The organism is Serratia sp. TSA_198.1, from assembly GCF_052686505.1.
Genome location: NZ_JBQZFP010000006.1, coordinates 115,127 through 139,546, shown reverse-complemented (window position 1 = coordinate 139,546; position 24,420 = coordinate 115,127). Strand labels below are relative to the sequence as shown.

The following is a 24,420-nucleotide window of genomic DNA, read 5'->3' as shown; positions in this document are numbered from 1 at the left end:
TGCTCTGGCTTCAGACAATGGCCGCGCAATTACTGCGCGGCAACGGTCAGACGAGCAACACGGTTTGATTTAACAAACCGGCTTAAATCCACCGGCTTACCTTGATATTGAATCTGTACTGCGGCCGGTGCGCCAATAGTCAGTTTATACGGCGCGGTGCCTGCCAGGTTCAGCTTGCCGCCGCTCTTTTGGGTGCCGCTGAACAACGTCTTGCCGCTGGCGTCGCTTACCTGCAACCAACAGTCGGAGGAGAAGTTCATCACCAGCGCGTTAGGATCTTCGGCCGGTGCAGCCAGGCCTGCTTCGCCGGTCGGCAGCGGAGCTTGCGCCGTCGGAGCCGCAGGCGTCGTCTCTGGGAGCGGAGCCTGGCTTGGCGAAACCACCGCAGGTTGCTGCGCGGTTTCACTGCCGGTTGCGGCCGGAGCCGGTGCTGCCTGTTGCGCAGGCGCAACGCCGGTATCTACCGGCGTTGAACCATTGTCAGCCAAAGGTGCGCTGTTGTCGGCATTGCTGTCGGTCAACGGCACGGATTGGCCTTCATTGTTTTGCGAAAGCTGGGCGGAAGATTGATCCGCCATGGTGGCGATCTCATCCTGCTGCGCCTTGTGGTTTTGCCACCACCAGGCGCCGGTCAGACCGACTACCACGAAAACAATCAGCCAGGTGAAGCTCATCAGCCAGCCGTCGCGTTTTTTGCGACGCTTGCCTAACGAGAAGCTCTGCATGGGAGCGACTTTTGCCACCTTCAGCGGAGCCTGCTTGGCCAACATCGGCAGCAGCTCATCTTCCGGCAAACGCACCAGCTTGGCGTAAGAACGGATATAACCACGCACGAAGGTCGAAGCAAGGTCTGCGGAGAGACTGTCTTCTTCTATGTCGCGCACGGTAGACATTTTGAGGCACAGGCGTTCTGCAACGGCCTGTTGACTCAACCCGAGTTCTTCACGGGCTTGACGCAGACGTTGGCCTGTCGTCATGGATACGGTTTTATCTTGGGAGGCTTCAGTATTCATTAGCTAAGAACTGCTGGTACTGTTTGGATTGTGGAAAACTTCGCGCTAGCTGCTTGCCATAGCGTTGAACGCTATCCTGGCGACCTGCTAACGCGGCGAAACGAATCTGTAACCATAAGCTGTCGGCACTGGCCGGCAGAACATGTTGATAACTATCCAATAAAAGTTGCGACTGAGCGCGCTTCCCTTCTCCAAATTGCTTTTCTGCCTCCACCAAAAGTGGAGTGCCTTTGTCCGGATCGACCTTCAGGGCGCGCGTTAACAAGGTGCGCGCTTCATCGTTCTGTCCGGCCTTGAGAAAACAGTAACCTGCGTTTTCCAGGCTGTCGGCAACCTGACCATAATCCGGTGCCAGTGCCGCGGCGCTAAACTGCTGTTGTGCCGGTACATACTGCCCTAAACTGCAGAGAAACGCACCGTAATTATTCAGCACGGTGCCATTGTTTGGCGCAAGTTTGAGCGCCTGCTGATAACGTTGTTCAGCCGCGCCATTCTCGCCAATCCGCTGCTCGTAAAGCGCCATGCCCAATTGGGTACGGTAATCCTGTGGGGCAGCGTCCGCCGCTTTTTCCAGATTCTGCCGAGCGGCGTTCAAATCGCCCTGCTTAAGATATTCCAGCCCCAGTTGCAAACGCGTCTGGCCCGCTTCAGGTTGCGCGTCTTTTTCCGGTGACGAACCGGAACAGCCGGCCAGTAAACCGGCCGCCAGCACCATGCCCCACAGATTCAGCTTCATGCCCGCATTCATTTCCTTATCTGATGTCATCTTGGTGTCTATTCACATAACAGACTGTTAGATAACAAAAAAATCATGCTATAGGATTCAGACCGCACGCACGTTGATAGGTTCCCCGGCCATTTTCTTTTTCAGGGTACGCTTGGTACGGTCGATCACTTCACCTGCCAGTTGCCCGCAGGCGGCATCGATATCATCACCACGGGTTTTACGAACAATAGTCGTAAAGCCGTATTCCATCAACACTTTGGAAAAACGATCCACGCGGCTGTTGGAGCTGCGGCCATACGGCGCCCCCGGGAACGGGTTCCATGGGATCAGGTTGATCTTGCATGGCGTGTCTTTCAGAACCTCCGCCAACTGGTGCGCATCGTCGGTGCTGTCGTTGATATGATCCAGCATCACGTACTCGACCGTAACCCGGCCCTGATTGGCGTTGGATTTTTCCAGGTAGCGGCGTACCGCAGCCAGGAAGGTCTCGATATTGTATTTGCGGTTGATCGGCACGATTTCATCGCGGATCTTGTCGTTCGGCGCGTGCAGCGAGATCGCCAGCGCAACGTCAATCATATCGCCCAATTTGTCCAGCGCCGGCACGACGCCGGAAGTAGACAGGGTAACGCGGCGTTTGGACAAGCCGAAACCGAAGTCGTCCAGCATGATTTCCATCGCCGGCACGACGTTGTTCAGGTTGAGCAGCGGCTCCCCCATGCCCATCATCACCACGTTGGTGATCGGGCGTTCGCCGGTGACTTTCAGTGCGCCGATGATTTTCGCCGCGCGCCACACCTGGCCGATGATTTCCGACACGCGCAGGTTACGGTTAAAGCCCTGCTGAGCGGTCGAACAGAATTTGCACTCCAGCGCACAACCCACCTGGGATGACACGCACAGGGTCGCGCGATCGCCGTCCGGAATGAACACGGTTTCGACCTGCTGATCGCCTACCGTGATCGCCCATTTAATGGTGCCATCGGCTGAACGCTGTTCTTCTGCCACTTCCGGCGCGCGAATTTCGGCGACGCTCTGCAGTTTGTTGCGCAGTACCTTGTTAATATCGGTCATCTGCTCAAAATCATCGCAGCAATAGTGGTATATCCACTTCATGACCTGATCGGCGCGGAAAGGTTTTTCGCCCATTTTGGCGAAGAATTCACGCATTTGCTGACGGTTCAAATCCAGCAGGTTAATTTTGGCCGCAGCCGGGGTTTCCGCGTTAACGGATTGAGTAGTCAGCGAATTATTTTCAGACACGATGTGCTCGGACGTGATGGGTTCTAACATGATGATCTCTGGCCTCGTTGTTACACGTTATGGCGCTAAAGAATGGAAAGTAAGTGTGCGTTTAAATCGCACTGAAAAACGCGCCCCTGACAAGACGACTCATCAGGGGCGCGGCATTGTACAAATTTTAGTAGCGGGTTGCCACGACTGAAAGGCATTCAGGGCATTTTTATTGTTTCAGCCGGTGAATGCTCATCGAGCCTCTGCAACCCACAACACAGAATACCTTATGGATTTCAAGTTGCAGCCAACATGCTGCGGATTGAAAGACAGCCGGTATTAGCGTGGGCAGATTTCGCTTTCGTTGAAGAAGTAAGCGATTTCGCGCTGGGCAGATTCTACTGCGTCAGAACCGTGCACGGCGTTGGCCGTGAAGCTGTCCGCGTAGTCAGCACGCAGGGTGCCTGCCAGTGCGTTGTCCGGGTTGGTTGCGCCCATGATGTCACGGTTGCGCTGTACTGCGTTTTCAGCTTCCAGAACCTGAACCACGATTGGGCCTGAAGTCATGAACTCAACCAGACCGTCGAAGAATGGGCGGCCTTTGTGCTCAGCGTAGAAGCCTTCGGCTTGTTCGCGAGTCAGACGCAGCATTTTGGATGCGATGATTTTGAAACCGGCACGCTCGAAACGAGCATAGATTGCGCCGATGTCGTTATTGGCTACAGCATTTGGTTTGATAATGGAAAAGGTACGTTCTACGGTCATGATGGCCTCTGTATGGCTTACAAAACTGACCGGTCTGCAGTTAAACGCGTGCCGGCCTTCTTAAGTGGCGCAGATTATATGTGCGCCGTTAACGCTTGCCTACGGGAAAATCAACATTTCATTAAAAATTATTATCTTCATTCTTCACTGTGCGCCCTGCAGGCCGAAGGTGAAAAACCGGCTTAATCGAGGCTAAAACCGCGTAGCGCCACCTGGCCACTCTCATCCAGCAGGCTGAGCTGGTAGCGGCCCGGCTGCGTCAGCGTCTGCAACAGCGACTCCCCTTCCCCCACCAACTGGCCGTTCAGGAACCACCAGCGCTGCCCGCTGCCTCCCTGGGCGCTAACCCGCAAATCAAGCGCGTTTTTACCCGGCAGGCGGCGCAGTATCGCACCGTCGCGTATGCCCAGCATCAGCAGCGGCGGCGCCTCTTGTTGTGGCAAAGGCGGGCACAGCGGATCGACGGCCGGCAAACGTTGGGCGCGGCGTTCCGCCGGCGGCAACCACGGCTCCAGCGGCGTTGGCCACAGCGCCAAACGATGCGCCACCGCCCCCGGGCAATCCGCCGCCACGCGCAGCCCGCGAGCGTTCAGCCACACCAGGGGTTGGCTACCCAACGCGCTTTCCTGGCCCGGTGCAGACAGCGTCGGCGGCAGGGTTCCGTCGAGGATCCAGCTCAGGCGCCGCTGGCGACAGTTACTGTCCCCGGCGGCAAGCGGCTGCCCACCGGGCCAGCAGATCTCCGCGCGGCTGACGCTCGCCGGGCGCGGATCGATCGGGATCCCTTGCCCGCGCTGGCGCAAAGAAGTCAGCAGCAAATTATTGACCTGGTTTAGCAGCGGTACCGCCGTGGCGAAACCGAACTGCCCGGCCACCGGCGTGCCGTCCGGTCGCCCAACCCATATACCCAGCGTGTAACGGGCGTTAACGCCAATCGCCCAAGCATCGCGGTAGCCGTAACTGGTGCCGGTTTTCCACGCCAGCGGCACGCTGGCAGGCAGCACGTCATCCGGTAACGGGCGCGCTTCTCCCGCCAATATGCGCCGCACAATCCAGGCTGCGCCCGGCGACAACAACTGGCGATCGTAAAGCCCTTGCCGAGGCGTAAAACGCAGCGGCGCCACTTTGCCTTGCCGGGCCAATGCACTGAACCCGGCGACCAACTGATCCAACCGCGCGCCGGCTCCGCCCAGAATCAACGCCAGGCTCGGTTCGGCGTGGGCCGGCAACCGCAGTTCCACGCCCACGTTGCGTAAATTGGCGGCAAAGCGTTTTGGACCGTAAGCCTCCAGCAGCTGCACCGCCGGCAGATTGAGCGAGCGCGACAGTGCCTCGCTGGCGCTGACCGGGCCGTGAAAGCCGGTATCAAAATTGCCGGGCCGGTAATCGCCGAAGCGACGCGGCACATCCTGCAACAGCGATTCAGCGTGGATTAGCCCATCGTCCAGCGCCAGCCCATACAAAAAGGGTTTGAGCGTCGAGCCCGGCGAACGCCATGCCGCCACCATATCAACATGACCAAAACGGCCATTGTCATTAAAATCCAACGACCCCAGGTAGGCTCGCACCTTCATGTTGGTGTGATCGACCACCAGCACGCCAACCGAGGTTTTTTCCGGCAATTGGCTCTTCCAACCGCGCGCCAGTTCTTCAAGCCGCCGCTGTAACGTGGCGTCCAGCGTGGTCGTTACGACCTGGCTACGGTTACCCTGCGTCATGCGCCACGCCAGCAACGGCGCTAGCTGCGGCACCTGACGCGGTGCCAGCCACAAGGCTTCCTGACGAATTTCATTCACCTGCCGCACCGGCCAAACGCGGTAATACGCCAGCCGCTCCAGCACCTTGTCCCGTGCGGCCTGCGCCCGTTCCGGATAACGATCCGGCCGCAAACGGCTGGGCGCTTGCGGCAATACCGCCAGCAAGGCCGCTTCTCCACGCGTGAGTGCCGAAGGCGGTTTGCCCAGATAGGTCCAGCTTGCCGCGCCAATCCCCTGCAACGTGCCGCCATAGGGTGCCCGGTTAAGGTAGATTTCGAGAATTTGATCCTTAGATAAATGCCATTCCAGCTGTGCGGTACGCCACACCTGCCGTAATTTGCCACCCAGCGTACGCGGATGGGGATCGATAAGGCGCGCCACCTGCATCGACAACGTACTGCCGCCGGAAACAATCTGCCCATTGCGCAGGTCCTGCCAGGCGGCGCGAGCCAGCGCCAGCGGGTTGATACCGGGATGCCGATAAAACCAGCGGTCCTCATAGGTCAGCAACGCTTGCAGATAATAGGGTGACACCTGCTGCAACGTCACCGGATAACGCCACACGCCGTCGCCGTCGGCATAGCGCCACAGCGGCGTGCCGTCTTCCGCCACCACCACTCGGGCCATCTCGGCATCTTTCAGCGGCAACGGCCACAGCCGGTCCGCCAGCCACAGCAAAGCGGGCGGCAGTAAAATCACCAGCAGCCAAATTAGCCCGCGGCGGCGCAAATGGGCGAGGAAGAGAGTCATAAGGAAAAACATCGCTCCCTTGCCCCGCCACCGGTTAAACCACCGGGGCGGGACAGGGTAGGTCATCGGGCAATCTCAAGTCGCGGCGGCGTAGCGCCCAATGCACGCCAGGCGGGCACATACATCGACTCAACCTGCGGCGCCGGCACTAGATAGGCGCCCGGCGTCACCGCACGCGCCAGATACAGCAGCGTGGTATGACGGTAGCCGTCGATATTCACCGCCGCCACGTAGCGATCGTCGCGGAACTCCTGGTGTTTGATATCGGCCTGCTGCATGTCCTGCAACAGTTCGGTCACGCTGCTGGCGCTTTCGCCCAGGCTGGCGCTGCTGTCCCCCAGATTCTGGTTTTCCAGCTCCAGGCCGGCCGGCAGCAGATCGACGACCAGCGCGTCCGGCACCGCGTTATCGGCCCAGACATCCAGATGCACCAGAATCAGCTGTCCGCTTTTCAACTGGGTCAGATCCGCAGGTTTGCCGTCCAATCCCAGGAATTCACGGCGAATGTTCAGCACGTTGCTCTGCGGCTGCGGCGCCTGTTCAGGGTAACCGACCAGATCGGCGCGGCTGTACAGCGTACCGCTGCCGGTATTGGTGAATTGCAGCCCCGCGACCACCTGCTCGGCGGACAAGCTTTGTGTCAGTGCCTGGCTGCCGGACAGCGTCTTGCCCTGCGCCGTTTGCGCCTGCCACAGCGTTTCAGCACTGCCGATCAGGTTACGCGCCGCCAGGAACAGGGCATTGCTCTCCTGCGTGGACAAATAACGCTCGCCGTTAAGCCGCTCGGACAGCGACAGCAAGCGCTGGTCGCGTACCGCCGGCAGCAGATTATTTTCGGTCAGCAGCGCCAGGATCATCGCATCGTCACGCAGCGGGCTGCCGTAATCTTCCAGCCAATAATCCTTGGCGTTGCGTTGTGTCGCCAACCCTTGTTCGATCGCCTGATTGGCGCGCGGCATATCCCCCATCAACTTCAGCGCGACGCCAAGCTGCACCAGCGGCAAACCTGAGCGAGCGTCGGCACGGCGTTCGTATAGCTGCCGCAGTGCGCCAAGCGGTGCCTGCTGTTGACGCGCCAGCACCAACCCGGCATAAGCCTGCACCGCAAAACGGGTGTGATCAGGGAACGGGGTATAGGCGACGTCGATCTGGCTGCGGTCCTGTAAATAGCGCTGCAGGCGGTTATTGGCTGCGGTCAATGCATCGGCCGGTACGCTGTAATTCTGCTCGCTGGCGCGGAACAGGAAGTCTGTGGCGTAGGCGGTCAACCAGAACTCTTCCTGGCTGTCGCGGTTCCACAGGCCAAAACCGCCGTTAAAGCGCTGCATGCTGAGCAAGTGCTCGATGCCAGCATCGATGCTGCTGCGGCGGTTTTCATCACTGCCGGTTTTGATGCCCAATGCGCTCAGTTGCGCCCGGTTGGTATACAGCGACGGATAAAGCCCGCTGGTCGTTTGTTCCAGGCAACCGTACGGATAGGCGTAAAGCTCGCCGATATAACGCGCCAGATTAATCGGCGGCCTGCTGGTTAACAGCCATTGCCCCTCCAGGGTTGTCGGCACCAGGCCGGCGGCGGCATCTGCCGGCAGACTCCAGCTTTCACCGGCGCGGATCACGCTGGCGAACTGGCGGGTTTGCGCCGGGTAAGCCGGCCGCACGCCAATCTTCCAGGTATGCTGATAATCTTTCAACGTTTCACCCGGCAGCGCCAGGCCGCTGACACTCAGCGCCACCTCACCCTGGCCAAAGCCCACCAGCGCCTGCACCGGTATCTGCAGCGTAGTGCGTTCGCCGTTTGCCAGGCTGACCTGTTGTTCGCCCGCACCTTGCAGCGCCACCAATCCGCTGGCGGCCAATTTCACCGTCAGCGTCTGCGGCTGACCGGACAGATTGCTGACGTCCAATGCCAACTGGGTGCTGTCGCCCCCGGCCAGGAAACGCGGCGTAGCCAGCTCTGCCACCACCGGCGCGGCGACCAGGGTTTTGGCCTCCGCCTTGCCGAAGTCTTCGTCGCTCCACGCTTGCGCCATCAGCCGCAGTTCGCCGTTAAAATCCGGAATGGCGATCTGGATCTCGCCCTCGCCCTTGGCGTCCAGCTTAACCGGCTGCGCCTGTTGGGCCACGATGGTCACCGTGGTAATAGGTTTTTTACCGCCGCGCGACAGCGCATCTTCTTCGTCGCCGTCACCGCCGTAACGCAGGTTGGCCAGGCGCCCTTTCCCCTCAATCAACTGCCCGTAAACATCGTATTGATCGGCGCTGTAGCGCTTGCGGCCAAAGAATGCCTGATACGGGTCCGGCGTCGCGTAGTCGGTAATATTGAGAATGCCGCTGTCCACGGCGGAGAGCAGTACGTTGATTTGCTGCGGCGGTTTGCCTTCGCTATGGGCTGCCTTGACCTTCACCGTCAGCGTCTGATTCGGCCGCATACGCTGCGGCGCCTCCAGCGTTAGCGCCAGTTTGCGCCCTTCGTCCACCAGCGGCAGATGCAACAGGCCCACCGCCCGCTTCGGCGTCGACTGCTGCTGTTTGTCACCAGGGCGGATCACCAGCGCGCTGAGATACAGATCGTGGCGCTTCCAGTCCTGGTTAATCGGCACCTCAACATCGGCACCGCCGGCCGGCACCGCCAGCTCCTGCCACCACAGCGGGCCATCGCTGGATTCCACCAGCAAATACCCCTTGCCGGCGGCCGGCGCTTCAATATGCAGTTTTACTTTTTCGCCCGGCTTATAGGCCGGCTTGTCCAGCTTCAGCTTCACCTGGTCCGGCCGCACCGCGCCGCTGCCGTTGGTGTTGTCTTGCCAGCTGTACCCTGCCCAGAATCGCAGGCTGGTGATCAGGTTGCTCTGCGGATCCACCACTTCGATGCGATACGCGCCCCATTCCACCGGGAAACTCACCTTGGCGCTGCCGTTGGCGGCAATATCCAAAGTCTGTTCCGCCAGCGGCAGATCTTTCTTGTCATACAGCGACTGCCAGCCTTCCCCTTCCGACCATTGCCAGTAATAGTCGCGGCGCTCACGCACCAGCCGGGCCTTCAGCCCGCTGGCCGCCAGCTTCTCCCCGGCGGCATTGGCGTAAACGATATCAAAGCCGGCCTGGGTGTTTTCATCCACGACCGGTTGAGCCTGATAGCTGTCGCTGCGGTAGTCATAAATCTGTTGTTTGTTGAACAGCGGCCGAATGCCGGGCAGCGCATCGGCAGGCCAGATCGCCTGTTCGGCGCGACGCGTTACCGGGCGGCCGCCGGATTCCAGCAGGCTGGCCTGCAGGATCGCTTTCAGCGGGGATTTCACCTCGGCCCAACTGCTGTCTACCGCCACCTGCGCCTTGCCCGCATTGTCCAGCGCCTGATCGAACTCGTCCATATTGCGTGACAGGCTCTCTTCCGTCACCGATCCAAATTCATAACCCGGCAGGCTGCTGACCGCCTCACGCTGGGGCCGCAGGAACACCTGTCCTTGCAGGCGATTGCCGGAAGCCGGCGCACCGTACAGATAGCGGCCAGTGACGTCAAACACCAGTTGCGCGTCGGGGTGCAATGGGGTTTTCTGTGCGGTGATGTCGAGCGCCATGCGCTCCGGCAGGAAATCCTCTACCTTGAAGCCGTAAAGCCGCGGCTGGTTGTCCCCCAGATTAAAGCGCAGCGACCAGTTGCCGGTCGGCCCGCCCTCGGGGATTTGATACTGGTATTGATACAAACCGTCCTGCGGCTGCCAGACAAAGCTACGTGCCACCTGATCGTCCGGCTTGACGATATCCACCTTCACCGGTTGAGTCGGCAGCGGCTTGCCGTCGGCATCGCGCAGCAAAGCGTTGACGATCAGCGTTTCGCCCGGCCGGTACAGATCGCGCGGGCCAAAGGCGAAGAACTGTTTGCTGTAGCCTTCCGGCCCGGCGATATCAAACTCGGCCAGGTCCAGCGCCGGCGTCGAGAGATCTATCATGCTGGTCTGGCCCTGCTGGGTGGCCAGCAACAAGCGCGCCTTGCTGTTTTTCGCCAGTTGAGCGTGCCCCTGCTTATCGGTCGTGCCCTGGGCCAGGGTTTGGCCTTTTTCATCCAGCAGGCGTAGCTCAACCGCGCTTAGCGCCGCGCCGCCTTCCAGCCCCTGGGTAAAGATGTCCAGACGATCGTGGTAGCTGTGCAGCGAAACGCCGATATCACTGAGAGTGAACAAGGTCGCCGGATTGGTGTAACCGTAATGACCGGCCTGCTGCATCACCGCCAAATAAACGCCGGGCTGCTGCAATGCCTCGATGCCGTTCAGCGGCAACAGCAGGCGTTCGCGGGTATTGCGTTGCGGGTTGAGATCGAAACGGCCGCTGTAGACCAGGTCGGCCATTTTCAACAGCTCTTCCGACTCCCAGCTGGAAAGCGCGTTGCGATATTCCCAGTTGGCCAGGAACGCCGGCAAGGCATCGGCCTTCACCCGGAAGAAGTTAACGTCCACGTTGTCGACGTTCAGCGCCATCACCGGTAACCCCTGCGCCAGCTTGGTCGGCAGCAGCGAGCCTTTGCCGGCAAAGCCGACGCTGGGTTTAATATCGCGGGTGGCGAGGGTTTGTTGCTGTTGTTGGCCCAGTTCGGCGCCGTTGACCGCTTTCAGGCCGCCTTCAACGGTCAGTACCAGTTTGCGGTTGGGTTGCAGATGACGCAGCCGCAGCTCCATCAGGTTATCCGACAGCTCCCAGGCACCGTCGATTTTACCGCTGACGCTGTCGACCAGGTGCACCCGCGCGGCGAAATCCTGATTCGGATCCAGCGGCAGAGAAAACGTCAGCACCATGGCGCTGGCACCATCGAGTTGCAGTTCGGAAGCATCCAGCAACGTCAGCGGCTTGCCTGCGTCGCGTTTCGCCAGCACAGCCAGTGCGGCGGCATCCGGCCGTTTCACCTGGCTGGCGCTGCTCGTCGGCCCATCGGCTTGCGCCGCAGTGGTTTTTTGACCGCCATCATCACAGGCGGCCAGCAGCAGCAAGCCCCCCGCCAATGCGATCCCCTGACAAAGTTTCTTGCCTGATGCGAATGCCTCTGAACGGCATGGTTTCATCGTTTAACTCCCTGGCAGCCTTTGCGCGACTTGTCGGCGCAATATCCGGATATGGATGAATAATAGCAGCGCTGCTCCCCAAGCCGTGAAACATTTCAATCTGTGTCGAGCGTAATGGCGAAGTGCTATGCAAAGAACTGTTACGCCGATCACACTGCGTAACGTTACTTGTTACCATTAGAGTTATTTGTTTTTAAAACAACAGGATAGATAGATAAGCAATCACGGCACTGCTAGCATCAGATTCAACCCGATTGACCCCCGATACGAATAGCAATAATGAGGGCATGCAATGAACAGAGCAGTTAACGTGCTGCAGGATTTTGGCAAGTCGCTGTACGGACCGGTATTGATTTTGCCGATCGTCGGGCTGTTTATCGCCCTCGGCAACCTGTTTGGCAACGGCAATCTGGCGGGCTATATCCCCCTGCTGAATCACCCGTTGGTGCAAGACTTTGGCCAGTTGGTTTCCCGTTCTGCCGTCGCCATTCTGGCCAACCTGGCGCTGGTGTTTGCCGTCGGCATTCCCATTGGGCTGGCGCAGCGCGATAAGGGCTACGCGGCGCTGATCGGTCTGGTGACCTTCATCATTTTTATCAATGCCATGAATATCACCTTGCAGTTGCACGGCAAACTGGTGCCGGCAGAACAGATGCGCGCGGCCGGCCAGGGCATGGTGCTGGGCGTGCAGGTGCTGGAGATGGGCGTGTTCGCCGGTATTCTGATCGGCGGCGTGGCGGGCTATCTCTATAACCGCTACTCCGGCGTGCAGTTTAACGGAGTGATGGCGATCTATTCCGGCCACTGCTTCGTCACCATTCTGGCGATCCCACTGGCTATTGCGCTGGGTTTTGCCCTCAGCTACCTGTGGCCGTACGCCCAGCAGGGCATTACCCATCTGGCCTATGCGATTCACGGCGCCGAGGCGTTTGGCGTGCTGGTTTACGGCTTTCTGGAGCGCATTTTGATCCCGACCGGCCTGCATCACCTGGTCTATACCCCTTTCCTGTACACCGAACTGGGCGGCACGCAGGACGTTTGCGGCACCGCCTACCAGGGTGCGCGCAATATCTACTTCGCTGAAATGGCTTGCCACAGCGTGAAGCAGCTCAGCCCGACGGTGGTGTGGGACGCACGCGGCATCAGCAAAATGTTTGGCCTGACCGCCGCGGCGCTGGCGATGTATGTCACTGCCAAACCGGAACGCAAAAACGCCGCCAAGGCGATCCTGATCCCGGCGGCTTTCACTTCGTTCCTGCTCGGCGTTACCGAACCGCTGGAGTTTTCGTTCCTGTTCGTCGCCCCGCTGCTGTTCGGCGTGCATGCGGTGCTGGCCGGGGTCGGCATGATGCTGTTTTACCTGTTCGGCGTGCATGCCATCGGCGCCAACGGAGTGATCGACTTCGTGTTGTATAACCTGCCGCTCGGCATCGAAAAATCCAATTGGCCGATGTACATCCTGGTCGGGTTGATTATGGCGGCGCTGTATTTCCTGCTGTTCCGTTTCCTGATCCTGAGGTTCGATCTCAAAACCCCCGGGCGCGAGAGCGATGAAACGGAAACCCGGCTGTATTCCAAAGCAGATTACCAAGGCAAAGCCCCCATCGCCGCACCGCCAGCCGCGGGTGACGGCATCGGCCATATCATCATCGCCGGGCTGGGAGGCAAACAAAATATCGAGGTAGTGGACAACTGCTATACCCGCCTGCGGGTCAAGGTTCGCGATATCTCAACCATCAATGAGCAGCAGCTAAAAACCACCGGAGCCAAGGGCGTCATTCGCTCCGGCAACAATGTGCAGGTGGTGTATGGGCTGCACGTCAAGAAAATGCGTGAAGCGGTCGAAACCGCGCTTTAACAGGAGAATTACCATGACCAAACCCCCGTTCATTCTCGCCATTGCCGGTGGCGGCAGCACTTACACGCCGGGCATCGTTAAAAGCCTGATGGTACGTCTCGCTGATTTTCCGCTGGCGGAGATCCGCCTGTACGACATTGACGGCGAGCGGCAGGACATCATCGCCCCGGTGGTGGAGAAGGTGATCCGCGATCACAGTCAGAGCATCAAACTGACGGTCACCACCGACCCGGAGGTGGCATTCAGCCACGCCCACTTCGTGTTCGCGCAAATGCGCGTCGGTCAGTACAAAATGCGTGAACAGGATGAGAAAATTCCGCTGCGCCACGGCGTGGTGGGCCAGGAAACCTGCGGGCCCGGCGGGCTGGCGTACGGGCTTCGCACCATTCTGCCGATGGTTGAACTGATCGACCTGGTCGAGCGCCATGCGGACAACGCCTGGATCGTCAACTACTCCAATCCGGCGGCGATCGTGGCCGAAGGGGTGCGCCGTCTGCGCCCGCAGGCGCGAGTGCTGAACATCTGCGACATGCCGGTGGCGGCGATGCGCAATATAGCGGCGGTGCTGGGGGTCGATCGCGAGGCGGTGACCGTAAATTACTTTGGTTTGAACCACTTTGGTTGGTTCACTCAGGTGCTGGTCGACGGCGTCGATCGCCTGCCGCAGCTGCGCGAGCACATCGCCAGGTTTGGCCTGCTGACCGAAGACGCGGCAGCCACCGATCCGCAGCATTCCGATCCTTCCTGGGTCAAAACCTGGCGCAACATCAAGCCGCTGATGGACCACTTCCCGGAATACCTGCCAAACCCTTATATGCAGTATTACCTGATGCCAAATCAGATCGTGGAACATCAAAATCCGGGCTATACCCGCGCCAACGAAGTGATGGACGGCCGCGAGAAAAAGCTGTTTGCCGCAGCGGCCGAGTACAAAAAAACCGGCATTCTACCCGATGCTTTCCACGTTGGCGTGCACGGCTCGTTTATTGTCGACGTGGCACGCTCGCTGGCCTTTGATCTGCGTCAGCGCCATTTGGTGATCGTTGAAAATCGCGGTGCCATCGCCAACCTGCCTTACGATGCCATGGTGGAAGTGCCGGCCTACATCACGGCTAACGGCCCGGAAGCGGTAACGGTCGGTAAAATTCCGCTGTTCTACAAAGGGCTGATTGAACAACAACTGGCCTGCGAACAGTTGCTGGTGGAAGCGACGCTGGAAGGCAGCTATGAGAAGGCGCTGCAAGCGTTCACTCTCAACCGTACCGTGCCAACCATGCAGCATGCCAAAGCGATTTTGGACGATATGATAGCCGCCAATCAGGATTATTGGCCGCAGTTGGCGCAAGCCTATAAAGAAGGCATCGCGCAATAATTTGTGCCCGGTAGCCCTTTAGTATGATTCAGTGGTTTTCCGGCGCCCATTGCAGTACCCGGCCGGCCTTTCGGGGCTGGCCGCTCTCTTTTGCATTGAATCGCCGCCCTGCGCCCCCTAGGATAAGGCAACGCTTGCCACCGGAGGCATATTTCTTGGATAACCGTCTGGCTTCTTTGCTGCAACGCGGCGAGGATCTCACCCGCGCCGAATACCGGGTGCTGGCCTTTATCGCCGACCATGCCCTGCAGGTTGGCAAACTCACCGTGCGCGAGCTGGCGCGCGAAACCTTTGTCTCCACCGCTACCGTGATGCGTTTATGTCACAAACTGGGGTTCAGCGGCTACAGCGAGCTGCTGTTCACCATCAAACAGCTGCTGAGCGATAATCCGACGCTGGTGCTCACCTCCCCTTCGCCCGGCAATCTGCCGGCGGCGTTTCAACAGTTTATCGCCAACTACCAGCGAACCTTTGCCTACGTCAGCGCGGAGAAAATCGCCGCATTCAGCGACCTGTTGCAGCGGGAAGAAAGTTTTTACCTGTACGGCACCGGCTTTTCGCATCTGTTTGCCGAATATCTGGAAAAGAAACTGCAAATCCTCGGTAAAAGCGCCTTTGTCTCCGGCGGCGGCGACAGTCGCGGCATTTTCCTCAACAACGCGCCTAAATACCGGGTACTGATCGCGATTTCACGCAGCGGGAAAACCGAGCAAGTGCTGGACAAGACGCGCATCGCGCGCAACATCGGCATGAAAGTGGTGGCTTTTACCCGCGCCTCCATCAACCCGTTAGCGCCGTTGGCGGATATCCACTTTCCGTTGTACGACGACGCCAGTGACGCGGCGGTCGATGCCGGTGAGATAACCTCGTTCGAATCGAACCTGGTGATGTTGATGGATTTATTGTTGTTGAGCGCTACCGGCGGGCTGCATGCCGCACGGTAGCAATAGAAGGGTTACTGCGTTTTGTCAGTGGAAGGAATGATGTTACGCAACCAGCTGCCCCAGCGACGCTGATAGAAAGGTTGAGTATGGGTGATCAGATAATGGCTGACCCCACGCTCTTTTTCCGACACCAGACAAAAATCCACAGGTTCGTCGTTGGGCGCCGTTTCGCTGGCCACGCTGCCGGCTTCGTTGATCAAGGCTTCGATATCTCCTTGATCGCCATCCACTTCCAGCCCCACCAGCAGGTTAGGCTTTTCATCCACCGCCTGATCATGCATCAGCGCCAGAAACGCACGGCGTACCGGTTTGCGCTGGCTGAACAGCGTGGTCAACGCATCCACCATCGCCGACGGATATTCTTCCGGCTGGCCCAGCAGGATCTGGGTATCCTTGTCGACATAGCGTTCCGCAGGCTTGGCTACGCCGCCGGTAGCCAGCAGCATCGCGACTTCCTCGGGGTAGAACTCTTTGCCGTACTCAGCTTTCGGATTAAGGAACAGATCCGCGCCTTCGGTAATCTCAAACAATACCCGCGCCGGCATGGCGATAAACGGCTGTTCATCTTCGACGGCTTTCTGCAACGCCTCCAGCGAGGAGAAGAACGGAATGATGCTGCCACCGTCCTGTTTTTCCCAGTGCTGGATATTCACCGGAGTATCGGCATTCAGCGTAATGTCGCCGTCCTGCTGCACCTGATCGCTGTCACCTAGAATCAATACCGTGGCATCGAGCAACTCGCGGAAAAACGCCGGGCGATGGGCCGGCTCCGTCACCGCCAGCTTCAGCAGACGTTCAAGCTCATTCTCGCCCGGGGCGGCATCGTGATGATGGGAACTCATGGCAAACTCCAGCAATTAAATAACGGGGCCCAGCATGCTGGGCCCCGAGGATAAACCATATTCTACCGCCCGCCGCTGCGGGCTTTCAATTATTTGGCTTTGCTCAGCAGCAGATTAGCCAGAGTCCGCACGCCCAGACCGGTCGCGCCGGCAGACCACTGATCCACCGCGCCTTTGCGGTAGGTCGCGGAACAGTCGATGTGCAACCAGCCTTGCTGATAGTTTTTCACGAAATGCGACAGGAAGGCGGCCGCGGTGCTGGCACCGGCGGTGTAAGCCGGGCCTGCCACGTTGTTCAGCTCGGCAAAATTGGACGGCAATTGGCTGCGGTGGAACTCGGCCAGCGGCAGGCGCCAGAAAGGTTCTTGCTCCGCCGTCGCGCTGGTCAACAGTTCCTGCGCCAGCGCATCGTCAAAGCTGAACAGCGCATGGTAATCGTTACCTACCGCCGTTTTCGCCGCGCCAGTCAGCGTAGCGCAGTCGATAATCAGCTCGGGGTTTTGCTCGGACGCGTCAATCAGGCCATCAGCCAGCACCAAACGCCCTTCCGCATCGGTATTCATCACCTCAACGGTTTTGCCGTTGCGATAGCGAATGATGTCGCCCAGTTTGAAGGCATTGCCGCTGACCATGTTGTCGGCACAGCACAGGAACAGCTTAACGCGCTGCTTCAGGCCGCGAGCGGCAGCCAGCGCCAGTGCGCCGGTAATGGTGGCTGCACCGCCCATGTCGGACTTCATCGAGTCCATAAAGGCACTTTGTTTCAGGCTGTAGCCGCCGGTGTCAAAAGTGATGCCTTTCCCCACCAGGCAAGCGAATACCGGCGCATCCGGGTTGCCGGTCGGGTTGAAATCCAACGCCAGCAGCACAGGGGAACGGTCGGAACCGCGGCCCACGGTGTGAAGGCCGGCGTAGTTTTGCTCACGCAGATCTTCACCCTTGGTGATGCGGTAACTGACGGCATCGCAGCCGACATCACACAGCAGATCGACGGCGCGGGTGGCCAGTTGCTCCGGCCCCAAATCTTCTGCCGGCATATTGATGGTGTCGCGCACCCAGTCAACAATCTTCAGGCGCTGTTCCAGCTCTTTACGGTCGGCTTCCGGCAGTTCTGCCCACTCGACGCTGCGCTTGCCTTTCGGACCACGGAACCCCTGCCAGAATGCCCAGCTGTTTTCCAGATCCCAGCCTTCACCGGCCAGCTTCACTTTTTTGATGCCCTGACCGTCGATTTTACGCGCGGCGCGCTGAACGCTGCCCAGCTTGTCGTTGCCGGTCAGGTGAATGGTCATCCCTTCCGCATTGGTGCTCAGCAACGCTTTCTCGCCCCAGCGAGCGTCCGCAGGTTGGTGCGACAGCGTTACCAGCATAATTTCAGTTGTCATAGCCTTCTCACTCCGGATTATTCTTTTATTAATCTTGTCGGATACAAAATAAACGGGCCGCCCAAGGCAGCCCGTTACGCTATTTACTCCGCTTCATCTAACCAGACCAGCAGAATCGCTTCCAGTATTTTTTCGTTGGAAGCCTGAGGATCATCGTCGAACTCTTCGAGATCGCAAATCCACTGATGCATGTCGGTAAAGCGTACGGTTTTCGGATCGGTACCCGGGTATTGGTCGTACAGGGCTTCGCCGATTTCACGGCTGTCGGTCCACTTCAGTCCCATTATGATCTCCAGCTCTGCGCCGCGACTAGCAATTAATGCTCACGCGCATGGTTAACGGTATAACGCGGCATTTCTACCACCAGGTCTTCATCGGCGACCAGCGCCTGGCAGCTCAGGCGGCTTTCCGGCTCCAGACCCCAGGCCTTGTCCAGCATGTCGTCTTCCAGCTCGCTGCTCTCTTCAAGCGAATCAAAGCCTTCGCGAACGATGCAGTGGCAAGTGGTACAGGCGCAGGATTTCTCGCAGGCGTGTTCGATTTCAATCCCGTTGCGCAGGGCAACGTTAAGGATCGATTCGCCTTGCTCGGCTTCCAGTACTGCCCCCTCCGGGCACAGATCTTGATGGGGCAGGAAAACAATTTTAGGCATGATTAAACCTCATCCACAGAATGGCCAGCCAGCGCGCGGCGAATGGAAGCATCCATACGGCGCGCGGCAAAATCTTGCGTTTGTGCATCTAATGTTTTAATTGCGGCTTCAATGGCGGCAGGATCGGTGCCCTGCGTCGCCTGTTGCAGGCCTTCCACCGCAGCGGCGATCGCCGTGCTTTCAGCTTCGCTCAGCAAGGCGGCATCGCTGGCCAGGGCGCCCTGCAGGCTTTCCAGCACCCGCGATGCCTCTACCCGCTGTTCCGCCAGCATGCGCGCGCCAACGTCGCTGTGCGCATTGGCCATCGAGTCTTTGATCATGTCGGCGATCTCGCCGTCGGACAGGCCATAAGACGGCTTCACCTGGATCGAAGCCTCAACGCCGGTGGATTTCTCCATCGCCGTGACGCTCAGCAGGCCATCCGCGTCCACCTGGAAGGTGACGCGAATATGTGCGCCCCCGGCAGGCATTGGCGGTAAACCGCGCAGCGAAAAGCGCGCCAGCGAGCGGCAATCCTGCACCAGCTCACGTTCACCCTGCAACACGTGGATCATCATCGCGCTCTGGCCGTCTTTAAAGGTGGTGAATTCCTGCGCGCGCGCCACCGGAATGGTGGTGTTGCGCGGGATCACTTTCTCGACCAGACCGCCCATGGTTTCCAGCCCGAGCGACAGCGGGATCACGTCCAGCAACAGCATGTCGCTGTCCGGCTTGTTACCCACCAGGATATCGGCCTGGATCGCCGCGCCGATGGCGACCACTTTGTCCGGATCGATAGACGTCAGCGGCGTGCGGCCAAAGAACGCCCCCACCTGCTCACGCACCAGCGGCACGCGAGTGGAGCCGCCCACCATCACCACTTCAAGCACCTCTTCCGCACTGACGCCGGCGTCTTTTAGAGCGCGGCGGCAAGCCATAAGGGTGCGTTTAACCAGTGGTGCTATCAGCGCATCGAACTGCGCGCGGGTCACTTCGCCTTGCCAGTTGGCCACGTCGATGCTGACGCTGTCGGCATCGCTCAATGCAATTTTGGCGGCGATAGCCGCATCCAACAACTGGCGCTGGACGCCATGATCGCTGCGATCGGCCACGCCGGCCTGCTCGCGCAACCAGTCGGCCAGCAGGTGGTCAAAGTCATCACCGCCCAGCGCAGAATCCCCGCCGGTAGCCAGCACTTCAAACACCCCACGGCTCAGGCGCAGAATGGAAATATCGAAGGTTCCGCCGCCCAGATCATAAACCGCAATGGTGCCTTCCTGACCGGAGTCCAGACCATAGGCAATCGCCGCGGCGGTCGGTTCGTTCAGCAGGCGCAGCACATGCAGGCCGGCCAGACGAGCAGCGTCTTTGGTGCCTTGGCGCTGTGCATCGTCAAAATAAGCGGGTACGGTGATCACGACACCGTCGAGCACCCCTTCCAGCGCCGTTTGCGCGCGAGCGGAAAGTGCCCTGAGGATGTCGGCGGAAACGCCTACCGGATTAACCAGACCGGCTGCGGTGACAATCATCGGCAGGCCGTTATCGCTGGGCTGGAATTGGTACGGCAGGTTTGGGTAACGCTGCTGAACGTCGGCCAGCGAGCGGCCCATCATGCGTTTGATCGAGCTGATGGTATTGGCCGGATCCTGCGCCGCTTGCTGGCGCGCTTCCCAACCTACGCGCAACCCGTCAGTCTGATAGTGCACCACCGAAGGCAATAAATCGCGCCCCTGCGCGTCGGCCAGAGTTTCCGCCTGCCCACTGCGTACCGTGGCGACCAGAGAATTGGTGGTGCCTAAATCAATACCGGCAGCCAGACGGCGCTGGTGCGGTGCGGCGCTGAGGCCAGGCTCGCTAATTTGTAATAAGGCCATATTGAAGCTTCCACAATCAGAATGTATTACTCAAAACCCAGCAGTTTTTCTTCGAGTTGTTCAACCTGTTGCTGGAGTTTGTCCAAAAAGCGCAGCTTACGCACGGTGTCGGCGGCTTCAGACCACTGCTGGCTATCCAACTGCTGTACCATCAGCGCGCTGCGCTGTTTGACCGTCTCGTTCACCCGCGCGCCAAAATCGGCCAGCAGGCTTTCTGCATCCGCTTTGCGTTCAATGGCATCGAGCTCTTCACGCAGTTCCAACTGTTCCATCAGGAACGCGGTATCGCGCACAGTGTGCTGCTCATTACCCAAATCAAAACCGTGCAAAGATAGCATATACTCCGCGCGTTTTAATGGGTGCTTCAGCGTTTGGTAGGCTTCATTAATGGTCGCCGCCTGCTGCAACGCCATCAGGCGTTCGCGTTCTGGCTGGAGGGCATTGCGATCGGGATGGAATTGGCGCTGCAAATCCTGATAGCGAGAGGCAAGCAGGCCGCCGTCCACGGAATAGCGAACTGGCAGCCCGAATAAAGTAAAATAATCCATAGCGTGCTCTGGGCGTTATCGGATGGAGTTCCCCCGCAGCACGCGGGGGAGCACGATGGGCTGTCAGACGTTGAAGCTTTCGCCGCAGCCGCACTCGCTCGAGACATTGGGGTTGTTGAACTTGAAGCCTTCGTTCAGGCCTTCCTTAACGAAATCAAGTTCGGTGCCGTCAAGGTAGACCAGGCTCTTGCCGTCGATGATCACCTTGACGCCTTTGTTTTCAAAAACGATGTCGTCATCGTTCATTTCGTCAACAAATTCCAGCACATAAGCCATCCCGGAGCAGCCGGAGGTTCTTACCCCCAGACGCAAACCCAGACCTTTGCCGCGGTTATTCATAAAAGCCTGAACACGCTGCGCAGCGCTGTCGCTCATGGTAATTGACATCACAACCTCACACTCAATATCCCCAACCTCTTGCAAAACCGGTGTTGGGGAGCAAACCGGTGTAGGGGGCGAATATCTTCGCCCCGATCAACGCAGGCGCAATATACAGCGCCCCTACACAAAAACTACTTGGCGCTGTGCTTGCTCTTGTAGTCGGCGATCGCTGCTTTGATGGCATCTTCAGCCAGAATAGAGCAGTGAATTTTAACCGGCGGCAATTCCAGCTCTTCGGCGATCTGAGTGTTTTTGATCGCTTCGGCCTGATCAAGAGACTTGCCTTTCATCCATTCGGTCACCAGCGAACTGGAGGCGATGGCGGAACCGCAGCCGTAAGTCTTGAAGCGGGCGTCTTCGATGATGCCTTCATTGTTGACTTTGATCTGCAGCTTCATCACGTCGCCACAGGCCGGTGCACCCACCATGCCGCTACCGACGGTAGGATCTTCGTTGTCAAACGAGCCCACGTTACGTGGATTTTCATAATGATCGATTACTTTTTCGCTGTAAGCCATGACCTTGCTCCTGAATCCTGAGAATTAATGATGTGCCCATTCGATGCTGTTGATATCCACGCCCTGTTTGAACATGTCCCACAGCGGAGACAGGTCGCGCAGGCGGCCGATGGATTTACGCACCAATTGAATGGTGTAATCGATCTCTTCTTCCGTGGTAAAACGCCCCAGAGAGAAACGGATCGAGCTATGCGCCAACTCGTCGGTCATCCCCAGCGCGCGCAGCACGTAGGAGGGTTCAAGGCTAGCGGAGGTACAGGCGGAACCTGAAGAGACGGCCAGGTCTTTCAGCGCCATGATCAGCGATTCGCCCTCAACGTAGTTGAAGCTGACGTTGAGGATGTTCGGAACGCCGTGTTCCAGATCGCCGTTCAGATACACTTCTTCCATATCTTTCACGCCGTTCCACAAACGATCGCGCAGCGTACGCAGGCGCGCCATTTCCGTCGCCATTTCTTCTTTGGCGATACGGTAGGCTTCGCCCATACCGGCGATCTGGTGCACTGGCAGGGTGCCGGAACGCATACCGCGCTCGTGACCGCCGCCGTGGACCTGGGCTTCGATGCGAATACGCGGTTTACGACGCACGTACAGCGCACCAATGCCTTTCGGGCCATAGATTTTGTGGCCGGAGAACGACATCAGATCGACTTTCAGCTTGCTCAGGTCGATAGGCAGTTTGCCCACGCTCTGGGTAGCGTCAACGTGGTAAATGATACCGCGCGCACGGCACATTTCGCCGATAGCTTCGATATCCTGCACCACGCCGATTTCATTGTTCACGTGCATGATCGATACCAGAATGGTGTCTTCACGCATGGCGGCTTCGAGATCCTGCAGACTGATAATTCCGTTGCTCTGCGGAGCCAGGTAGGTCACTTCAAACCCTTCACGCTCGAGCTGACGACAGGTGTCCAGCACGGCTTTGTGTTCGGTTTTGCTGGTGATGATGTGCTTGCCTTTCTTTTGATAGAAATTGGCCGCACCTTTAATCGCCAGGTTGTCGGATTCGGTCGCTCCGGAAGTGAACACGATTTCACGCGGGTCAGCGCCAACCAGTTCAGCAATTTGGTTACGGGCGATATCTACCGCCTCTTCCGCCTGCCACCCAAAGCGGTGGGAACGGGAAGCCGGGTTACCGAAAGTCCCGTCCAGGGTCAAAAACTGCATCATTTTCTCGGCAACGCGCGGGTCAACCGGCGTCGTTGCTGAGTAATCGAGATAAATCGGTAATTTCATTGCTCTTGTACTCCGTACATCACTTCCAAAAACTAAAAAAATATCGCCAGCTGCTTATGCGCGCAGATTAACGTTGATAGTTTCTTGCGGACGACCGTTGGCCGTGCGACGGGTATCGTTGTTCTGACGGTCCGCCACCACCAGCACTTCCTGGTTGTTCACCAGTTCTGCCAGCGTAATGTTGTTCAGGAACCCGCTGATGCGCTCGCTCAGATCGCGCCACAGGGTATGAGTCAGACAGCGATCGCCACCCTGACAGCCTTCTTTACCCTGGCAACGGGTTGCATCTACCGATTCATCGACGGCAGTGATGACAGCGCCAACGGCGATCTCACTTGCCTCTTTCCCCAGCAGATAACCACCGCCCGGCCCACGCACGCTGGCCACCAGGCCATTTTTACGCAGACGGGAGAATAATTGTTCCAGATAAGAGAGCGAAATCCCTTGGCGCTCAGAAATATCCGCCAGAGGAACGGGCCCTTCCTGGGAGTGCAATGCCACGTCAAGCATAGCGGTTACGGCATAACGGCCTTTGGATGTCAGTCTCATAGCTAAATGGTTACCTGTTGGTGAAACATGGCCGAAATTCTGACATTCCCGAGTAAATCAGTCAACTATTTAACCTAGTAATTTACTCAAGTATTAGCACATTTTGTCCTGAGCTATATCAAATGCATATAAAATACATGTTATAACCATTGGATAACTAATACTATTATTACCGGCCGTTACGCCACATCAAATTAATTACCTTGATGTTTATCCTGTTTCTCTATCGACGTCAGCATGCCACGCAAGATATTCAGCTCCTGAGCTTCCGGCCGCGCTCGGGTGAATAAACGGCGCAATCTGCTCATTACCTGCCCCGGATGTGCCGGGCGGATAAAGCCGCTGTGCTGCAGCGTTTGTTCCAGGTGCTGATAGAAACGTTCGAGATCGTCCACCAGAGGATAAGGCGTTTCTTCCAACTGCGGCGCCCCCACTTGCTGGCGATCGAGATAAGCCACGCGCACTTCATAAGCCAGGATCTGCACCGCCATCGCCAGGTTCAGCGAGCTGTAATCCGGGTTGGCGGGAATGGCGACGTGATAATGGCACTTTTGCAGCTCATCGTTGGTCAGGCCAACGCGTTCGCGACCGAACACCAGTGCAACCGGCGCGTGCTCGCCTTCGTGCACGGCGCGTACGCCGCATTCGCGCGGTTCCAGCATCGGCCACGGCAAAGTGCGCGAACGCGCGCTGGTACCGACCACCAGGCTACAGCCGGCGATAGCGTCATCAAGGGTGTCGACGATAGTGGCGTTGCCGATCACGTCGCTGGCGCCTGCGGCCAGGGCAATCGCCTGCGAATCGGGTTTTATCAGCGGGTTAACCAGATAAAGGTTGGTTAACCCCATGGTTTTCATGGCTCGTGCGGTCGAGCCCATGTTACCGGTATGGGAGGTTTCTACCAGAACAATGCGGATGTTGTGCAGCATACAAACTCTGAGCGTAGCGGAAAATCACAGCATCTTAACACAGCCGTAGGC

At 58.4% G+C, this 24,420-nt stretch carries 20 protein-coding genes; 3 read left to right on the top strand and 17 right to left on the bottom strand.

Annotation, left to right across the window (positions count from 1 at the left end; genetic code table 11):
- Positions 1-29: 29 nt before the first annotated feature.
- From rodZ to ACUTSW_RS20815, 6 genes are all read right to left on the bottom strand, one after another.
- The gene (rodZ, locus tag ACUTSW_RS20840) at positions 30-1,013 is read right to left on the bottom strand and encodes a cytoskeleton protein RodZ (RefSeq protein WP_445585253.1); all 984 of its coding nucleotides are present in this window, start codon (positions 1,011-1,013) and stop codon (positions 30-32) included.
- Positions 1,003-1,749 (bottom strand): type IV pilus biogenesis/stability protein PilW, encoded by a 747-nt coding sequence (pilW, locus tag ACUTSW_RS20835; RefSeq protein WP_006327320.1) that lies wholly within the window; start codon positions 1,747-1,749, stop codon positions 1,003-1,005. Before pilW ends, rodZ begins: the two co-directional genes overlap by 11 nt.
- An 87-nt stretch (positions 1,750-1,836) precedes the next feature.
- On the bottom strand, positions 1,837-3,033 hold the full coding sequence (locus ACUTSW_RS20830) for a bifunctional tRNA (adenosine(37)-C2)-methyltransferase TrmG/ribosomal RNA large subunit methyltransferase RlmN (RefSeq protein WP_004952075.1): 1,197 nt from the start codon (positions 3,031-3,033) through the stop codon (positions 1,837-1,839).
- Between the two features lie 279 nt (positions 3,034-3,312).
- The gene (ndk, locus tag ACUTSW_RS20825; RefSeq protein WP_004952077.1) at positions 3,313-3,738 is read right to left on the bottom strand and encodes a nucleoside-diphosphate kinase; all 426 of its coding nucleotides are present in this window, start codon (positions 3,736-3,738) and stop codon (positions 3,313-3,315) included.
- A 182-nt stretch (positions 3,739-3,920) separates the two neighbouring features.
- Positions 3,921-6,245: a peptidoglycan glycosyltransferase PbpC gene (gene pbpC / locus ACUTSW_RS20820; RefSeq protein ID WP_445585252.1), complete on the bottom strand. Its 2,325-nt coding sequence runs from the start codon at positions 6,243-6,245 to the stop codon at positions 3,921-3,923.
- A gap of 62 nt (positions 6,246-6,307) precedes the next feature.
- Positions 6,308-11,299 carry an alpha-2-macroglobulin family protein gene (locus tag ACUTSW_RS20815; protein ID WP_445585251.1) on the bottom strand — a complete coding sequence of 1,664 codons (4,992 nt, stop codon included), beginning with the start codon at positions 11,297-11,299 and terminating at the stop codon, positions 6,308-6,310.
- Positions 11,300-11,591: 292 nt separating this feature from the next.
- Here ACUTSW_RS20815 and ACUTSW_RS20810 point away from each other — a divergent pair, with 292 nt between their 5' ends.
- The 3 genes from ACUTSW_RS20810 (at position 11,592) to ACUTSW_RS20800 (ending at position 15,473) form a co-directional block, all read left to right on the top strand.
- Positions 11,592-13,157 carry a PTS transporter subunit EIIC gene (locus tag ACUTSW_RS20810; RefSeq protein ID WP_445585250.1) on the top strand — a complete coding sequence of 522 codons (1,566 nt, stop codon included), beginning with the start codon at positions 11,592-11,594 and terminating at the stop codon, positions 13,155-13,157.
- A 13-nt stretch (positions 13,158-13,170) separates the two neighbouring features.
- Positions 13,171-14,529, top strand: coding sequence for a 6-phospho-alpha-glucosidase (locus tag ACUTSW_RS20805; RefSeq protein ID WP_445585249.1), 1,359 nt, complete (start codon positions 13,171-13,173; stop codon positions 14,527-14,529).
- A 155-nt stretch (positions 14,530-14,684) separates the two neighbouring features.
- Positions 14,685-15,473 carry a MurR/RpiR family transcriptional regulator gene (locus tag ACUTSW_RS20800; RefSeq protein ID WP_311994373.1) on the top strand — a complete coding sequence of 263 codons (789 nt, stop codon included), beginning with the start codon at positions 14,685-14,687 and terminating at the stop codon, positions 15,471-15,473.
- Between the two features lie 11 nt (positions 15,474-15,484).
- On the opposite strand, the gene sseB is transcribed toward ACUTSW_RS20800, so the two are convergent.
- From sseB to trmJ, 11 genes are all read right to left on the bottom strand, one after another.
- Complete coding sequence (gene sseB / locus ACUTSW_RS20795; protein ID WP_004952083.1) at positions 15,485-16,315, bottom strand: enhanced serine sensitivity protein SseB; 831 nt, start codon at positions 16,313-16,315, stop codon at positions 15,485-15,487.
- 89 nt (positions 16,316-16,404) lie between these two features.
- Positions 16,405-17,700: an aminopeptidase PepB gene (gene pepB / locus ACUTSW_RS20790; protein ID WP_063197398.1), complete on the bottom strand. Its 1,296-nt coding sequence runs from the start codon at positions 17,698-17,700 to the stop codon at positions 16,405-16,407.
- 83 nt (positions 17,701-17,783) lie between these two features.
- Positions 17,784-17,984 carry a Fe-S cluster assembly protein IscX gene (gene iscX / locus ACUTSW_RS20785; RefSeq protein ID WP_445585248.1) on the bottom strand — a complete coding sequence of 67 codons (201 nt, stop codon included), beginning with the start codon at positions 17,982-17,984 and terminating at the stop codon, positions 17,784-17,786.
- A 32-nt stretch (positions 17,985-18,016) separates the two neighbouring features.
- Positions 18,017-18,352 (bottom strand): ISC system 2Fe-2S type ferredoxin, encoded by a 336-nt coding sequence (gene fdx, locus ACUTSW_RS20780; RefSeq protein WP_004952086.1) that lies wholly within the window; start codon positions 18,350-18,352, stop codon positions 18,017-18,019.
- A 2-nt stretch (positions 18,353-18,354) separates the two neighbouring features.
- Positions 18,355-20,205 (bottom strand): Fe-S protein assembly chaperone HscA, encoded by a 1,851-nt coding sequence (gene hscA, locus ACUTSW_RS20775; protein WP_445585247.1) that lies wholly within the window; start codon positions 20,203-20,205, stop codon positions 18,355-18,357.
- Positions 20,206-20,231: 26 nt separating this feature from the next.
- Positions 20,232-20,753: a co-chaperone HscB gene (gene hscB, locus ACUTSW_RS20770; protein WP_004952088.1), complete on the bottom strand. Its 522-nt coding sequence runs from the start codon at positions 20,751-20,753 to the stop codon at positions 20,232-20,234.
- 63 nt (positions 20,754-20,816) lie between these two features.
- Positions 20,817-21,140, bottom strand: a complete 324-nt coding sequence (iscA, locus tag ACUTSW_RS20765) for an iron-sulfur cluster assembly protein IscA (protein ID WP_004952089.1) — start codon at positions 21,138-21,140, stop codon at positions 20,817-20,819.
- 125 nt (positions 21,141-21,265) lie between these two features.
- Positions 21,266-21,652, bottom strand: coding sequence for a Fe-S cluster assembly scaffold IscU (iscU, locus tag ACUTSW_RS20760; RefSeq protein WP_004952090.1), 387 nt, complete (start codon positions 21,650-21,652; stop codon positions 21,266-21,268).
- Between the two features lie 24 nt (positions 21,653-21,676).
- Complete coding sequence (locus ACUTSW_RS20755; RefSeq protein WP_004952093.1) at positions 21,677-22,891, bottom strand: IscS subfamily cysteine desulfurase; 1,215 nt, start codon at positions 22,889-22,891, stop codon at positions 21,677-21,679.
- 54 nt (positions 22,892-22,945) lie between these two features.
- Positions 22,946-23,440 carry a Fe-S cluster assembly transcriptional regulator IscR gene (gene iscR, locus ACUTSW_RS20750; protein WP_004952096.1) on the bottom strand — a complete coding sequence of 165 codons (495 nt, stop codon included), beginning with the start codon at positions 23,438-23,440 and terminating at the stop codon, positions 22,946-22,948.
- Between the two features lie 194 nt (positions 23,441-23,634).
- On the bottom strand, positions 23,635-24,369 hold the full coding sequence (gene trmJ, locus ACUTSW_RS20745; RefSeq protein WP_006327339.1) for a tRNA (cytosine(32)/uridine(32)-2'-O)-methyltransferase TrmJ: 735 nt from the start codon (positions 24,367-24,369) through the stop codon (positions 23,635-23,637).
- Between the last annotated feature and the right edge of the window lie 51 nt (positions 24,370-24,420).

Bases quoted from the DNA above. Each gene is read 5' to 3' on its own strand.
- iscX (WP_445585248.1), bottom strand. From the start codon at position 17,984: ATGGGACTGAAGTGGACCGACAGCCGTGAAATCGGCGAAGCCCTGTAC.
- ACUTSW_RS20805 (WP_445585249.1), top strand. From the start codon at position 13,171: ATGACCAAACCCCCGTTCATTCTCGCCATTGCCGGTGGCGGCAGCACT.
- iscR (WP_004952096.1), bottom strand. From the start codon at position 23,440: ATGAGACTGACATCCAAAGGCCGTTATGCCGTAACCGCTATGCTTGAC.
- iscA (WP_004952089.1), bottom strand. From the start codon at position 21,140: ATGTCAATTACCATGAGCGACAGCGCTGCGCAGCGTGTTCAGGCTTTT.
- hscB (WP_004952088.1), bottom strand. From the start codon at position 20,753: ATGGATTATTTTACTTTATTCGGGCTGCCAGTTCGCTATTCCGTGGAC.
- pepB (WP_063197398.1), bottom strand. From the start codon at position 17,700: ATGACAACTGAAATTATGCTGGTAACGCTGTCGCACCAACCTGCGGAC.
- ACUTSW_RS20755 (WP_004952093.1), bottom strand. From the start codon at position 22,891: ATGAAATTACCGATTTATCTCGATTACTCAGCAACGACGCCGGTTGAC.
- ACUTSW_RS20810 (WP_445585250.1), top strand. From the start codon at position 11,592: ATGAACAGAGCAGTTAACGTGCTGCAGGATTTTGGCAAGTCGCTGTAC.
- ACUTSW_RS20815 (WP_445585251.1), bottom strand. From the start codon at position 11,299: ATGAAACCATGCCGTTCAGAGGCATTCGCATCAGGCAAGAAACTTTGT.
- rodZ (WP_445585253.1), bottom strand. From the start codon at position 1,013: ATGAATACTGAAGCCTCCCAAGATAAAACCGTATCCATGACGACAGGC.
- hscA (WP_445585247.1), bottom strand. From the start codon at position 20,205: ATGGCCTTATTACAAATTAGCGAGCCTGGCCTCAGCGCCGCACCGCAC.
- sseB (WP_004952083.1), bottom strand. From the start codon at position 16,315: ATGAGTTCCCATCATCACGATGCCGCCCCGGGCGAGAATGAGCTTGAA.
- ndk (WP_004952077.1), bottom strand. From the start codon at position 3,738: ATGACCGTAGAACGTACCTTTTCCATTATCAAACCAAATGCTGTAGCC.
- fdx (WP_004952086.1), bottom strand. From the start codon at position 18,352: ATGCCTAAAATTGTTTTCCTGCCCCATCAAGATCTGTGCCCGGAGGGG.
- iscU (WP_004952090.1), bottom strand. From the start codon at position 21,652: ATGGCTTACAGCGAAAAAGTAATCGATCATTATGAAAATCCACGTAAC.
- pbpC (WP_445585252.1), bottom strand. From the start codon at position 6,245: ATGACTCTCTTCCTCGCCCATTTGCGCCGCCGCGGGCTAATTTGGCTG.
- trmJ (WP_006327339.1), bottom strand. From the start codon at position 24,369: ATGCTGCACAACATCCGCATTGTTCTGGTAGAAACCTCCCATACCGGT.
- pilW (WP_006327320.1), bottom strand. From the start codon at position 1,749: ATGAAGCTGAATCTGTGGGGCATGGTGCTGGCGGCCGGTTTACTGGCC.
- ACUTSW_RS20830 (WP_004952075.1), bottom strand. From the start codon at position 3,033: ATGTTAGAACCCATCACGTCCGAGCACATCGTGTCTGAAAATAATTCG.